The following is a 13,139-nucleotide window of genomic DNA, read 5'->3' as shown; positions in this document are numbered from 1 at the left end:
CCAAGGTTGTTCAAGTTCTTATTTCCTCAATCTGTTAAACCCGAAATTCGTTGTCTCAACATATTCCCTGATGAATCCCCGTGGATGGGAATGGATAAGTATGTAAGGGCCGACTTCATAAACTTCGAGTTTGTTGTTGGGCTTGACTTTAACCCATGCTTTGAAAGTAACAAGCCAGTCGGGGTTCAGGGCGATTGCCTGAGCGATTTTTCGCTCGGCATACTTCCACGTGCAGTTGACGAATGCGCCGTGGGGTGTGCCGACGACGAACTCTCCCTGAGCCTTCTCGTTCAGAATGTTCACAACCTCGACATCATACCAGAATCCAAAGTCGTAGATGCTGTTTGCTCCGATTTCGCTTAAGGCAACGACGCCCGCATTCAAAATGAGGAGGTGGACAAGTAGGAAGGCAATAAGATGCCTCATTTTCAAACCATGCTTCTCCATGAAATCAGCGATGGGTTTGCCTGCAGTTATGCACATTAATGCGAGGGGGATCATGGTGTAGCGTTCGAAGGCTCCGTTGAGGAGGAAGCCGTAGACTCCGCTTAGGGCGAGAATCATGGGCATGGTGAGAATGAAGATGTCTTTATTTTTCTCAGATTTCAGAGAGTACAGGAATCCGAAAAATGCAAGTGGGTAGGCGATTGCGAATTCGAGCCATCCTCTTGAAAGGCTTGTGAGGATCCAGGAGATGCCCAATTTTGTGAAATCGAAGTTATACTCTATTGGTGTTCGTCCTGAGAATGACATTTTTGCATAAGCTATCCAACCAAATGTGGCAATTACAGGTATTAAAGCAATAAAAGCTAAGTTTTTCCTCTTCCTAGAGGAATATACTATGTAAAACGGGACGTATACCAACGCCGTACTCCTCGCAGCAAAAGATAGCCCAGCAGAGATTGCTGAGAGAAAAGCTTGCTTTTCAAAAGCGTATATTGAAAGGAGGATAAAGAAGAGAGCATACGGTTCCAGATTGTATCTGCTCCCATAACGCAAAATTATAAAGGACATCGTAAAGATGATGGAAGATATTAAACCAACTTTCTCGTTGTATTTATTCCTAACCAGGCGATAGAGAAGTAGGATATTAAAGAGAGTAAATACTGCCGTAGTAATCCTTGATAACCATACAAGTAATAAAAACGAATTCATGCGAGAAATAATATGAACCATCAAAAAGGCAAGAGGTGGACGGGGGGGGAGTATGTCGAAAAACCTTGTTGCCACGTGCAGGTAAAGACCCTCGTCTTGGTAAAAACGAAGAAGGAAGGCTGGTACAAGTACTGATATAAACCAACACACAGTGAGCATTTTTTCAACTTTTGAAGTCATCAAACAATTTTTTTAAAGAGGATTAAAAAAACTTAGTTTAGAGATATGATCTCCGTCATAATTCCGGCATATAACGAGGAAAAGAATATAAGAGATGTTTTGAATGTAACTGCGAAAACATTAGATGGTATTGTCGGCGAGTGGGAGATTGTTTTGGTGGATGATGGCAGCAAGGATTTGACACTTGCTATAGCGAAGGAATTTGCAGCACTTGACGGCAGAATAAAGGTTTTATCCTATGGTAGGAATAGGGGTAAAGGCTTTGCCCTAAAATATAGTTTCGAACGTTCAAGCGGAGATCTTGTGGCATTCATGGATGCGGACCTAGATTTGCACCCGAAAAACTTGGCAACGCTTCTCGAGGTCATGGAAAAAGAAAAAGCTGATGTCGTCGTCGGATCCAAGAGGCACCCAAGATCGAAGATAAATTATCCTCTAAAAAGGAGACTCATGAGTGATGTATATTATCTTATAGTTAAAATATTGTTCAACCTGAACGTCAGAGATACACAGGTTGGACTTAAACTGTTTAGAAGGGAAGTGCTGCGAGATATAATGCCGAGACTGCTGGTAAAAAGATATGCGTTTGATGTAGAACTGCTTGCCAATGCCGTAAGAAGAGGATACAAGATTGTGGAGGCCCCTATTGAGTTGGATTATAGGTCCAGCAGCAACATAAACTGGGCGGAAATCTGGAGAATGTTTGTTGATACTCTGGCAGTTGCTTACAGAATGTATCTAAGGGGGTACTATGATTGAAACTCGGAGTTTTTGTCGTAGATTTTGACGTAGAATTTTTACTTGAGTTGGGAATTGAGGGCTTAATTTTACCTTTCGAGACGCATGAACACATACTAAAAGAAGCGGAAAAAGACTTTGAGATATTTTTGGAGTTTAGGCCCTTTGATGGTGGGGTGATTGAGAACGTTTTCGGTAGGAAGACGAGAATTAGGTCATTAGGCTGTGCATCAGACGAGGGGTTGTGGAAAAGAAATTTCTCCAAACTTGAGGATGTGGAATATGAGATAATACTCGACTTTGTCAGGTTTCCATCCCCAGCTAACGGCAATTTCTTTTACTCTTGCTTTTGTGAAAAATGCCACAAAAAGGCTAGGGACTTTGGCTACAACCTGAGAGTGATTAGGGAAAATGTAAAAGACTATCTGAAAACAGATGATTTGGTCTTGTTGGAAGATTGGTTTCACTTCAGGCAGAATGTAATCAATGAGTATATAGATTGGTCCGAACTCAGGAAGGCGTTCTTCTTCACACCGTCACTTAGCTTCTTGGTCGGTCAGAGATATGATTTCAACATGAAGTGCATTTGTCCAATGTTATATCCAGAGACCGTAGGGCCAGCATGCATAGGATATGAACTCGCATATATGACGGGAACACTTAAACATGTAGTTTTGGAGAATCTTGGGTCGAGTGGTGACGAAGTGATCGGAACCGAATTTAAAAAGGCTTTAAAATCTAAAGCGAAAATTGAGCCGATAATAATGATATCGGACAACATATTACGGAGACTTGAAATGGTTAAAAAAGCTAAAAGAGTCTTCATATTTGCGTATTCAAATGATAAGAAAGGCCTATTTGCCAAAATAAAGGAATTTTAGCGTATTTCTTGATGGTGTTATTTATGGACATTCTATGGTTCAACTGGAGAGATATAAGAAATCCCGAGGCTGGAGGGGCTGAGGTCTACACACATGAAATTGCTAAAAGATTGGCTAAAAAAGGGCATTCGATCACTCTGTTTACATCCAAGTTTAGAAATTGTGAGAAAGAAGAAGTTATAGATGGGATCAGAGTTGTTAGAGAGGGTGGAAAGTATACAGTATATCAAAAGGCAAAGAGATTTTACAAAAGAAATTGTAGTAAATTTGATGTGGTAATCGATGAGATCAATACTAAACCATTTCACACTCCTAAATTCGTCGATAAGGGTAAGATCGTAGCTTTAATACATCAGCTTGCAAGAGAGTTCTGGTTTTATGAAACACCTTTTCCGCTAGATTTAATTGGCTATTATCTCTTGGAGAAAAGATGGTTGAAAAACTACGTAGACTTACCAACGATCACCGTTTCAAATTCTACTAAAGAAGATTTGGAGAGTTTAGGATTCAGGAAAACTTACATCGTCCACAATGGACTTAATGTTAACTTGGTAAATAAGGACTCAGAAAAAGCTGATAAACCAGTCGTCATATTCGTTGGAAGAATGAAAAAGGCGAAAAAACCACAGGATGCAATCAAAGCCTTTGAAATTGTTAAGAGAGAGATAAAAGATGCGGAGCTATGGATGGTTGGGGATGGTTACCTCAGAAAGAAATTGAAATCAAAAGCTGAAAAAGGTGTAAGATTCTTTGGTTATGTTGACTGGAAGATAAAAGACGAGCTGGTAAAAAAAGCGTGGGTTATCGCGGTTCCCGGAGTAAGGGAAGGTTGGGGACAGGTAGTTACGGATGCAAATGCTCTGGGAACGCCCGCAGTAGGTTACAACGTTCCCGGTTTGAGGGACTCGATAAGAGATGGTTACAACGGACTGTTAGTGGATACTCATCCAGAAGCATTGGCAGATGCAATAATAAGAATCCTGACTGACAACAAGCTGAGAGAAAAACTGAGCAGAAATGCCATTGAATGGGCTAAGCAGTTCAGCTGGGATAGAAGTGCAGAGGAGTTTGAGAGGGTTATCGAGGAAGTTGTCCAGCAGAGCTGAAAACCATGTTTGGCTGAAATTTGAATATGGTTATACTGAGTTGCTCATCAGTCCATTGATGGAATATTTTAATAATGTGAAGTTATAAGGAAATGATAGCATGCCCGGAATTGATGTTGATCTTGTAAACAGAAGACTCGCTGAGATTAAACAGCTTCTTGGCGAACTCGGAGATATCGTCGAATTGGGCCTGGGAAAGTTTTTATCTGACCCATACGTCAGGGATGCGGCAAAGTATAAGTTGATTGTAGCGATTGAAGCGGCTATTTCAGTCTGCAACCACATCGTTGTGAGGATTGTTAAGGAAATTCCGAGTAGCTACTCAGATTGTTTCATAATTCTCGGCAAACACGGAATAATTTCACAAGACTTGGCTGAAAAACTTGCTGCTATGGCAAAATTCAGGAACATGCTCGTACGTATCTACTGGAAAATAGACGACGAAAAAATTTACGAAATAATGAAAAAAGACGTTTCAGATCTGGAGGAGTTTATTAAGGAGGTAATGGATTATGCCGGTAAACAAAGAGGAGACAAAGAAAAAGATTAAGGAGATTCTGGCTGAAGGGGATGAGGTTATCTTTGCATACCTTCACGGCAGCTTTAACGAGATTTACATCAGGGATGTTGATATTGCAGTTTACGTTGACGAGAGTAAGGTAGAGGATTTTTTGGATTATGAGTTAAAGCTCTCTGCGGAGATTGAGAAAACCGTAAGATTGCCGGTTGATGTTAAAGTTTTGAATTCTGCACCGCTGAGCTTTAAGTACAGGGCTGTTAAGGGCGAACTTCTGATCAGTAAGAACGAAGAAGTCAGGTTAAGATTTATAGAGAAGACTTTAATGGAATACCTTGACTTCAAACCTATAGAAGAGAAAATAATAGCGGAAATTTTAACGACATGACACCGGCAGTTATACCAATGGCTAGAAGGTGATAAAAATTGTCATTGGGCAAGAATTCTGGAGATTCTTTGGTTTCTGTTATCATTCCAACCTACAATTCAGAAAAAACTATCGATCTATGCCCAAAATCGATAAAAAATCAAAGTTATAGAAATATTGAAATAATGGTAGTGGACAGCTTCTCAAAAGATAATACGGTTGAAATCGTAATCAGATATACACCACAGGACTGGTTCGAGTGGTTTGATGATTTCTGCAACAACCTTCATCGGCTGCATTACCTACCTATTCTACGACTGGAGGAGGGAAAAAGGGGATGGATGGGCTTTAAAGGTTCAAAACAGAATTAAGAAGTTCAGGCGGAAACTATTTTAAATTTCAAATTAATCATAAAATATGCCAAAGGTTATAGAGGTTATTTACGAAAACGGAGTATTCAAGCCACTTGAAAAGGTTGATTTAAATGAAGGGGAGAAGTTAAGAATAGAGATAAGGGAAAAAGTCAGCGAAAAGACTAGAGGTGTGATAAAAGGCTGTGATATAGACTCGATATTGGAGGAGATAGAGAGTGGAGGTATTCTTTGATTCTAACGCGTTCTTACATAATAGAAAAATACAAGCTTCTGCCGAACGATGCTTTAATTGCTGCAACCTGCAAGCATTACGGAATAAAGAAGATAGCCACTTTTGATGAGGATTTCAAGAGGGTTGACTTCTTGGAAGTTATAGAATCTGAATGAATTGCCACTTTACTATTTTATTTTTATTAAAATAATAATATGGTATAGATGGTGAAAGATTCTCGAAAAATAATATTGATGTTGCTGAAAGGTATGCTAAATATTCTGTTTGTGGATTTGGTGTGGGGTAAATAAGGGGTGCGTTTGAACCAACTGATAATGACGACGAAAGCAGAAGAATGGTAGTAGAAAATCTTAAGTAAACAAGAATTGAATTTGTAAACATGGGTGTAATTTCAGTTAGACCAAAACCGGATCTGGAAAAAAAGATCAGGAAGCTCATGGAGTTTGAAAAAGCTGACAAATCGTCCGTAGTCAGGAGGGCTTTGGAGAGAGGGGTCGATGAAGAACTCAAAAAGATTGCGGTGAACCTTTACTCAGAAAGGAAGGTTTCGCTTGCAAAGGCTGCTGAAATTGCGGAAATATCCATAAGGGATATGCTTGAGCTGATTAGGGAGAGGGGATTATCGCTCAACATAACCATCAATGATTTGAGGAGGGATTTTGAGGAGGCAATGAAGTGATATGGGTTTTCAACTCCACACCGCTTATCTATCTCAGTAAGGTAAGTTTGAGCTGGATTTTTGAGGAACTCGAAGGAGAAAAAGTTATTCCGAAGACAGTGTATTCTGAAGTCGTTGTTAAAGGGAAAGAGAGGGGAGAGGTCGATGCGTTTATAGTTGAAAAGCTCGTGAAAAAGGGGGCTTTCAGGATAATCGAAGCTGAACCCATCGACTGGCTGAAGGGAGTTAAAGAGATACATACGGGTGAGATCGAAGCTCTGTCTCTGGCAAGGAAAAAGGGTGGAATTGCGGTAATTGATGACAGTATAGCAAGGGAGATCGGTGAAATCTTAGATGTAAATGTTCACGGAACCCTCTATCTGATATTTCTGATGATGAAAAAAGGTAAACTCGACAGGAGAAATGCAATAGACAAGGTTGACATGATGATCAGAAATGGATTCAGGCTTAGCGTTGAAGTTTACTCGGAATTCCTAAGACTTCTGGGATATGAGGATTGAAGATGCATTTCAGGTTTTCTGAAGATGGAACTGTAAAACTTGCAGAAGAGTACAAAGCCAAGGTTTATCAGCGGAATGTGAGAGGGCAAAGGCCAATTTGGATACATTTTCGAAAAATTGCAGGGAAGTGCGTCGAATTGATCGCGAGTGGTTATGGAGAACTTTAAAGTTTTTACGAATTTTTAGAATATTCTGGTGGAGATTCAGCCATCGATTGTAGAGACATTTAAACGGAAAATTGTAAGTGAAATACATGAATGTAACGGTTAGAAAGCTCAGATTCCCTGTGATTGTTGAAATTGATGAGGACGGATACTATATAGTCAGCTGTCCCCTCCTAAGAGGTTGCCACACTTATGGAAAAACGATAGAAGAGGCTTTGGAGAATATAAAAGAAGTAGTAGAGCTGTGTTTGGAGGAAGAGGATATAGATGATAGCCAGAAGTTCGTGGGTTACAGAGAGGTCGAGGTAGAATATGAAAACTACCACTAATAAAGGCGAGAGATTTGCTTAAATTTCTTGAAGAACTTGGATTTAAACCCGTAAGGATGAAAGGTTCTCATGTAGGGCTAAAGTCGGAGGATGGGAGGGTTACTACTGTTCCGGTACACGGAAACAGAGAAATTCCAAGAGGTCTCCTTAGAAAGATCATCAAAGAGGATCTTCAGATGAGTTTGGAGGAGTTTGTAAGAAGATACAATGAGTTTAAAAAGAAGCATAAAATGTAGGTCGTTACTGAAATTTGATTATGGTGGTTTCAGTTGTCATTCCAACTTACAATTCCGAAGGGATGATTAATATCTGTCTGAAGTCGATAGCAAATCAGAGCTACGATGACATCGAGGTTATAATCGTTGACAGGTTTTCTGAAGATTGAACTGTTGAAATCGCTGAGGGTTTTGGAGCCAAGGCATGTCAGCTCCGATTGTGAGAGAGCCAAGAATGGGCTTGAGAAGGGCGAAAAGGTAAATACGTTTTGAGGGGACTATAATTTGATGAAGGAGAAGATAAGAGAAACAATTCTGGAAGTGGCTGAAAAGTTCGGAATAAAGGTAGACAGGATAATCCTGTTCGGTTCGAGAGCCAGAGGAGATTACCGAGAGGATTCGGATTGGGACATTTTGATTGTCACCGAGGCTGAGATTGATAGAAATACTGAGAGGATGTTCCTGTACGAATGTGTTTTGAAGTTACTGGACTTTAAAATAGATGCGGAACCAATCGTGGTCAGTAAGAGTTACTACATTAAACATAAGGATGTTTTCGGCGACATCTGCGGTGTGGCAACATCAGAGGGTGTGGTTATATGATTGTCGAAAAAGCAAGGGAGTGGTTGAAAAAGGCTGAGACTGATCTAAAAGTTGCAAGCATATTAATTAGAGAAGGAATCTACGATTACTCATTATTTCACTCCCAACAAGCGGTTGAAAAATACCTCAAAGCATTCCTGACTTATCACAACAAACCGTTTGGAAAAACTCATAACATTCCTTTACTCTTAAGTTTATGCGCGGAGATCGATCAAAGATTCGAGGATCTGCTTAAGCTCGATTTTTCCATTTTATTTCCACTCGGTGTTACGATCAGATATCCTATAGGTCGAGAAATAACGGAAGATGAAGCGAAAGAAGCGATGGAATAGCAGAGAAGGTTAGAGAGTTCATTTTGAGGAAGACAGGATAGCTCCGATGGTGTCATTATGAATCAGCTGGTATCTGTCGTAATTCCTACCTGTAATTCCGGAAGAACTCTTGAGCTGTGTTTGAAATCCGTAGTTAGGCAGAGCTATGAGGAAATTGAGGTAATTGTTGTTGATAGATTTTCCAGCGATATGACTGCTGAAATCGCAGAAAGATATGGAGCTAAGGTTTATAAGCTGGACTGCGAAAGGGCTAAAGACCAAAAGTGTGAAAATGCTTAAAAATTAGGAGTTCGCTGAAAGCTAAAGGAGAGGAGTTGGAGGCTATGAGAATGAACACCAATAAAAAAATAAGGAATATTGTTTATGAAATAAAAAAATATTTAATAAATAGATATGGTGAGAGTTGTATAAAGGATGTGATATTCTACGGTTCTCATGCGAGGGGTGAAGCCCGAGAAGATTCGGACATCGATGTGCTTGTAGTTGTTGATAATTCAATGGATCCCATGGAAGTCAGGAAAAGTCTAAGCGAGATGATACTTGATATACTGCTGAACGATGGTGAACTCGTTTCCGTTGTGGTAGTTGGAGAAGATTTCTTTGAAAATTATAAGTCTCCTTTTATCATAAACGTTAAAAGGGAGGGTATAAAGATTTGAGAGAAATTGACGATCTCGTAAAGAAGGCTGAGAAGTTTCTTAATACGGCTGAATACGCCTTAGAATTAGGGGACTGCGATTCGTGCGTGTCCCGATGTTATTACGCAATGTTTTTCATGGCTGAAGCTGTTCTTCTCACCAAAGGTTTAACAGCTTCAACTCACAAGGGTGTGATAGCCATGTTCGGAGAACACTTTATAAAGACCGGAATCATCGAGAGGGAATTCGGTAAGATGCTTAGCGAAGCTCACGATAAAAGGATAATCGGTGATTACGGTGTAGGATTTCAGATTACGAGAGATGAAGCCGAGAGAACCTTAAGAGATGCTCACAAATTTTTTGAAAGGTTAAAGAGTTACTTGGACAGTTTATGAAGGTTTCAGTTGTCATTCCGACCTACAACTCTGAAAATACTGTTGATATTTGTCTGGAATCGATAGAAAATCAGAGTTATAGAAATATTGAAATAATAGTAGTGGACAGATTTTCCGAGGATAAAACGGCTGAAATCGCAAAGGAATATAAAGCCAGGGTTTATAAGCTGGACTGCGAAAGAGCAAAAGCCAAGAACTTCGGGTTGAGAAGGGCGAGAGGGGAGGTATGTCATGTTCGTGGATTCGGACATGGAGCTGATGCCAGATGTGGTGGGGGAGTGTGTTGAGGTTATGGAGGATGAGAAAGTGGGAGGAGTCGTAATTCCGGAGAGATCGGTTGGTGAGGGGTTCTGGGTTAGGGTTAGGGATTTTGAGAGGGGGTTTTATGCAGGGACTGAGGTAGAGTCTGCGAGAGGGAGACCATCAAAGATTGCACTCCTTTTGGACCGAGAAAGACATCCGTATGAGGGAGTTGTAAGACCATTTATTAATTGGGCTAAAGAATTTTCTAAAAACGGCTGGGAAGTGCATTTCCTTCTACTAAATTGTGAAAAAAAATTGACAGAATTTATTGAAAGTATAGATGGAATTAAATACAAGAACTCGAAGAAATTCAAAGAGATTGTGGATTATATAAATATAGTAAAACCAAATATTATTTTAACAGATGATAATTTCCGGAGGTTAAGACTTCTTAAAAAAATTAAAAGCAAAATTCAAATAAAGACTGGAGTTTATGTTCAGATACTATTTGGAGTCCACTCTATCGTTGATGTGTTTGACTTAAAGTATCTGCCAACAAAAGAACGAATATTATTCAAGATTGTAAGAGTCGTTCCGTTTAACTTGCTAAAAGCATCTTATAAAAAGTTACTTCAAAAGCAAGATATATTAATTGCTAATAGCCAAATAACAGCAACACTTTTGCATACACTCTATGGAGTTGAGCCACATGGAATAGTGTATCCACCTGTGAATACCGAAATTTTTAAACCTCAGAATGTAAAGAAAAAAGATCAAGTTTTGCTTTATCTTGGCTCCCACGCTGGTGATACTGATGAAAATTTTGTAAAGGAAATTTGTAAAGTTTTGGAAGATAAGAATTTTAAAATTTTAGCAATAGGAAATAAAATGCTTGCAAAAAAACTTTCGAAGAGATATGAAATACACCATATTTCTGGAGTTTCTGATAAAGAGCTAGCTAAAATATATTCTGAATGTAAATTGGCGATATGTCCTCAAAAATGGGAACAATTTGGATATGTAATAGCCGAATCTATAGCATGTGGAACACCTGTTCTAGTTTTCAACGTAGTTGGGGCAGCTGAAATTGTAAAACAAAGTCGATTTGGTTTTGTCGCTTATAATAGTCGTAACTTCTTAGAAATCTTAGAAAAGTTATTAGAAAGTGAAATAAAGCCACCATGTATAGCTATAGATAAACACAAACTTAAGTATTCTATCGAGAATTCTACGCAGGCATTTATTGAGGTGCTTAAGAATGTTCGGTAGTGAGTATTTTGAAAAAAGTGATGAAAATGCCTGTAGAAAATCACTGAAAAAAAAGCTCAGTAAGCTAATTTATGGATGGGAGGATGTTTACTCTAAACCCCCCTCCTCCTTCAACTTCTTGGCAGATAATATTTTACATTTGCATTACTTATTAGAAGTAATGAAACTTAGACCCAAAAAAGTACTTGAAGTAGGCTGTGGTACAGCTTCGCATTCGATATTTTTAAGCGTCTTTTTACGAAAAACAGAATTTTATTGTTTAGATAGCAACGAAAAAGTTCTTGATGTAGCAAAAAAAAATTCCCAAAGATATAAAAGAAAGAATATAAAGTTTATTTTTGGTGACGCATTTCATTTGAGTGATATTTTCAAAGAAAAGGAGTTTGACATTGCAATTTCACAAGGACTACTTGAGCATTTTTCAAATGAAGAGATTCAAAAGCTAATTAATGAACAATTAAGCGTTGCACATGTTGTTATTATTAATGTGCCATCAGAATATTATCCAAGTGAAGGGGTTTTAGGTGAGAGGCGAATATCAAAAAAAGAGTGGTGGAGAAATATACTTAGAGAATATATGGATAAAGGTTATAATGTGCGGATTGAGAATCTTATAGACATAGGAATCAGAACAAGAGTATTAGCACTAAAAAGAGGATTAAAATATTTCTTAAAACCTATGCATTATCTAATTGTCATAAAGGATGAAGCGGGGGATTAATAATATGGACAAACCTAAGATGATTGTAATAGGACTGGATGGTGTTGATTGGAGACTGTTAAACAAATTTATAAAGACAGGGGATCTTCCAAATCTTGAAAGAATTTTAGAAGATGGAGCTAGTTGTAGAATGATCAGTTCAATTCCTCCTTTAACTGTTCCTAGTTGGATAAATGCATTTACTGGTGTAAATCCGGGAAAGCATGGTATTTTCCATTTCACTAAACTTTTACCTTCCGGAAGTATAAAGATTAATACTTTACGAGACTTGAAGGTAGACCCTGTTTGGAGAATTTTAAGTGACTATGGAAAGAAAGTAGCTATTATACGATTCCCTCTTGGGTTCCCTACATCCAGAGATGGTATTTATGTTGGTGGATTTTTAGCTCCAGATATTGATGAAAGATGCGTTAGACCTATAGAACTTATTGAGAAACTTAAAATAATAGATTATCCATTAGCAAGTAATTTTAGTGATCAAATAATATATCGACTTAAAGGTAAACCAGAAAAAGCACTAAATTATCTTCTTGGAATTTTTAAAAAGAGAGCAAGATTTATGGAATATATCATAAACACCTATAAACCAGATTTTGTGTTTAATTTATTTGATACTACAGATCGACTATTGCATATTTATATTGATTGTGAGGAAATAGTAGTTAGATTTTTAAAAGAAGTAGATAATTTTATAGGTGAAATTCTAAAAGCCTTAGATAAAAATACGCATCTGATAGTGGTATCTGATCATGGATTTGAAAGGATTGATAAGTATCTTTTTCCAAATGAGCTTCTAGCTAGGAATGGATATATAAGAACATCTAGCTTAAGTAAAATTATTAATGGAACTAAATTTTATCTCTTAGAAAATTTTCCTGAATGTGTTATTAGGACATTCCCCAAATATTTACTTGAGCGATTATTTAAAATAACGTCTCGCAATTTATCAGAGAATCTTGTTTTTAGAAATCATGAGATAGCAAAATTTTCTTTAGCATATCATATAAAAATCAATCCAATAATTAATGGAGATGAGTATAATCATATTAGAGATCAAATAGTGAGTGAGTTCAATTCTTTAAAGGACGACATGAGGAATAAAATAGTTGAAGCTTTTAAGAGAGAAGAAGTATATACCGGCAATTACCTAAACCATGCCCCGGATATTATTTTACTAGTAAAAGAAGGTTACACTATTTCTTCCGCCATTTCTGGAAAAATTATAAGAAGGGGATTTGTTGGAAGCAAAGCTGGTGATCATGTGTCTGTAGCAGCTATGCAAAATGCATTTTTTGCGATATATCATAAGGAATATAACTTGAGATTAAATGGTACAGCCCAGATTAAAACGATAGCTCCCACAATATTACATTTAATGGGCATACCAATTCCGAAGTTTATGGAAAAAGATAGCCTTATCCGGTGGTAGAATGAGCAAACACAAGCCATTTGGTCGAAGGCTAATTACAGATTATTTGCCATATTTCGTAATAATTTTAAT

General features: G+C 38.0%; 23 protein-coding genes and 1 pseudogene. 23 read left to right on the top strand and 1 reads right to left on the bottom strand.

The window, feature by feature from the left end:
• Positions 1–18: 18 nt before the first annotated feature.
• Positions 19–1,314 carry an ArnT family glycosyltransferase gene (locus JFQ59_RS01555; RefSeq protein WP_269140539.1) on the bottom strand — a complete coding sequence of 432 codons (1,296 nt, stop codon included), beginning with the start codon at positions 1,312–1,314 and terminating at the stop codon, positions 19–21.
• A 66-nt stretch (positions 1,315–1,380) separates the two neighbouring features.
• Between JFQ59_RS01555 and JFQ59_RS01550 the strand changes: the two genes are divergently transcribed.
• The 23 genes and pseudogenes from JFQ59_RS01550 to JFQ59_RS01445 all read left to right on the top strand — a co-directional run bounded on the left by JFQ59_RS01550 (position 1,381) and on the right by JFQ59_RS01445 (position 13,067).
• A complete protein-coding gene (locus tag JFQ59_RS01550) occupies positions 1,381–2,094 on the top strand; it encodes a glycosyltransferase (protein ID WP_202318644.1) in 714 nt (237 codons plus the stop codon).
• Complete coding sequence (locus JFQ59_RS01545; RefSeq protein WP_202318643.1) at positions 2,091–2,954, top strand: hypothetical protein; 864 nt, start codon at positions 2,091–2,093, stop codon at positions 2,952–2,954. The genes JFQ59_RS01550 and JFQ59_RS01545 overlap by 4 nt, the downstream gene beginning before the upstream one ends.
• A 23-nt stretch (positions 2,955–2,977) precedes the next feature.
• Entirely contained in the window at positions 2,978–4,060 is a 1,083-nt protein-coding gene (locus JFQ59_RS01540; RefSeq protein WP_202318642.1) for a glycosyltransferase family 4 protein, read from the top strand.
• A 100-nt stretch (positions 4,061–4,160) separates the two neighbouring features.
• Complete coding sequence (hepT, locus tag JFQ59_RS01535) at positions 4,161–4,610, top strand: type VII toxin-antitoxin system HepT family RNase toxin (RefSeq protein ID WP_202318641.1); 450 nt, start codon at positions 4,161–4,163, stop codon at positions 4,608–4,610.
• Positions 4,573–4,965: a nucleotidyltransferase domain-containing protein gene (locus JFQ59_RS01530; protein WP_202318640.1), complete on the top strand. Its 393-nt coding sequence runs from the start codon at positions 4,573–4,575 to the stop codon at positions 4,963–4,965. Before hepT ends, JFQ59_RS01530 begins: the two co-directional genes overlap by 38 nt.
• 38 nt (positions 4,966–5,003) lie before the next feature.
• Positions 5,004–5,183: pseudogene (locus tag JFQ59_RS12735) on the top strand (glycosyltransferase family 2 protein); the annotation flags it as partial.
• A 28-nt stretch (positions 5,184–5,211) separates the two neighbouring features.
• A complete protein-coding gene (locus JFQ59_RS12525) occupies positions 5,212–5,340 on the top strand; it encodes a hypothetical protein (protein WP_269140533.1) in 129 nt (42 codons plus the stop codon).
• Between the two features lie 21 nt (positions 5,341–5,361).
• Positions 5,362–5,550, top strand: a complete 189-nt coding sequence (locus JFQ59_RS01520) for an antitoxin family protein (RefSeq protein WP_202318637.1) — start codon at positions 5,362–5,364, stop codon at positions 5,548–5,550.
• Positions 5,547–5,705 (top strand): PIN domain-containing protein, encoded by a 159-nt coding sequence (locus JFQ59_RS01515; protein WP_230972195.1) that lies wholly within the window; start codon positions 5,547–5,549, stop codon positions 5,703–5,705. Before JFQ59_RS01520 ends, JFQ59_RS01515 begins: the two co-directional genes overlap by 4 nt.
• Before the next feature lie 224 nt (positions 5,706–5,929).
• The gene (locus tag JFQ59_RS01510; RefSeq protein WP_202318636.1) at positions 5,930–6,229 is read left to right on the top strand and encodes a UPF0175 family protein; all 300 of its coding nucleotides are present in this window, start codon (positions 5,930–5,932) and stop codon (positions 6,227–6,229) included.
• The gene (locus JFQ59_RS01505) at positions 6,226–6,729 is read left to right on the top strand and encodes a DUF3368 domain-containing protein (RefSeq protein ID WP_330999820.1); all 504 of its coding nucleotides are present in this window, start codon (positions 6,226–6,228) and stop codon (positions 6,727–6,729) included. The genes JFQ59_RS01510 and JFQ59_RS01505 overlap by 4 nt, the downstream gene beginning before the upstream one ends.
• Positions 6,730–6,982: 253 nt before the next feature.
• Positions 6,983–7,222 carry a type II toxin-antitoxin system HicB family antitoxin gene (locus JFQ59_RS01500; RefSeq protein ID WP_202318635.1) on the top strand — a complete coding sequence of 80 codons (240 nt, stop codon included), beginning with the start codon at positions 6,983–6,985 and terminating at the stop codon, positions 7,220–7,222.
• Positions 7,223–7,236: 14 nt separating this feature from the next.
• On the top strand, positions 7,237–7,458 hold the full coding sequence (locus JFQ59_RS01495) for a type II toxin-antitoxin system HicA family toxin (protein ID WP_202318634.1): 222 nt from the start codon (positions 7,237–7,239) through the stop codon (positions 7,456–7,458).
• A gap of 20 nt (positions 7,459–7,478) precedes the next feature.
• Positions 7,479–7,607 carry a glycosyltransferase family 2 protein gene (locus JFQ59_RS01490; protein ID WP_202318628.1) on the top strand — a complete coding sequence of 43 codons (129 nt, stop codon included), beginning with the start codon at positions 7,479–7,481 and terminating at the stop codon, positions 7,605–7,607.
• A gap of 118 nt (positions 7,608–7,725) precedes the next feature.
• The gene (locus tag JFQ59_RS01485; RefSeq protein ID WP_202318627.1) at positions 7,726–8,040 is read left to right on the top strand and encodes a nucleotidyltransferase domain-containing protein; all 315 of its coding nucleotides are present in this window, start codon (positions 7,726–7,728) and stop codon (positions 8,038–8,040) included.
• Positions 8,037–8,372, top strand: coding sequence for a HEPN domain-containing protein (locus tag JFQ59_RS01480; protein ID WP_202318625.1), 336 nt, complete (start codon positions 8,037–8,039; stop codon positions 8,370–8,372). Before JFQ59_RS01485 ends, JFQ59_RS01480 begins: the two co-directional genes overlap by 4 nt.
• Positions 8,373–8,429: 57 nt before the next feature.
• Positions 8,430–8,651, top strand: coding sequence for a glycosyltransferase family 2 protein (locus JFQ59_RS01475; protein ID WP_202318624.1), 222 nt, complete (start codon positions 8,430–8,432; stop codon positions 8,649–8,651).
• Between the two features lie 44 nt (positions 8,652–8,695).
• Positions 8,696–9,031, top strand: a complete 336-nt coding sequence (locus JFQ59_RS01470; protein ID WP_230972215.1) for a nucleotidyltransferase domain-containing protein — start codon at positions 8,696–8,698, stop codon at positions 9,029–9,031.
• The gene (locus tag JFQ59_RS01465) at positions 9,028–9,405 is read left to right on the top strand and encodes a HEPN domain-containing protein (protein ID WP_202318622.1); all 378 of its coding nucleotides are present in this window, start codon (positions 9,028–9,030) and stop codon (positions 9,403–9,405) included. Before JFQ59_RS01470 ends, JFQ59_RS01465 begins: the two co-directional genes overlap by 4 nt.
• Complete coding sequence (locus JFQ59_RS01460) at positions 9,402–9,692, top strand: glycosyltransferase family 2 protein (RefSeq protein WP_202318621.1); 291 nt, start codon at positions 9,402–9,404, stop codon at positions 9,690–9,692. The genes JFQ59_RS01465 and JFQ59_RS01460 overlap by 4 nt, the downstream gene beginning before the upstream one ends.
• Positions 9,637–10,917 carry a glycosyltransferase family 4 protein gene (locus tag JFQ59_RS01455; protein ID WP_202318620.1) on the top strand — a complete coding sequence of 427 codons (1,281 nt, stop codon included), beginning with the start codon at positions 9,637–9,639 and terminating at the stop codon, positions 10,915–10,917. The genes JFQ59_RS01460 and JFQ59_RS01455 overlap by 56 nt, the downstream gene beginning before the upstream one ends.
• Positions 10,907–11,638 carry a class I SAM-dependent methyltransferase gene (locus JFQ59_RS01450; RefSeq protein WP_202318619.1) on the top strand — a complete coding sequence of 244 codons (732 nt, stop codon included), beginning with the start codon at positions 10,907–10,909 and terminating at the stop codon, positions 11,636–11,638. Before JFQ59_RS01455 ends, JFQ59_RS01450 begins: the two co-directional genes overlap by 11 nt.
• 4 nt (positions 11,639–11,642) lie before the next feature.
• A complete protein-coding gene (locus JFQ59_RS01445; RefSeq protein WP_202318618.1) occupies positions 11,643–13,067 on the top strand; it encodes an alkaline phosphatase family protein in 1,425 nt (474 codons plus the stop codon).
• Positions 13,068–13,139: the final 72 nt, after the last annotated feature.

This window comes from Archaeoglobus neptunius, from assembly GCF_016757965.1.
Classification (GTDB): Archaea; Halobacteriota; Archaeoglobi; order Archaeoglobales; family Archaeoglobaceae; genus Archaeoglobus; species Archaeoglobus neptunius.
This window is presented reverse-complemented; position numbering and strand designations above follow the sequence as displayed.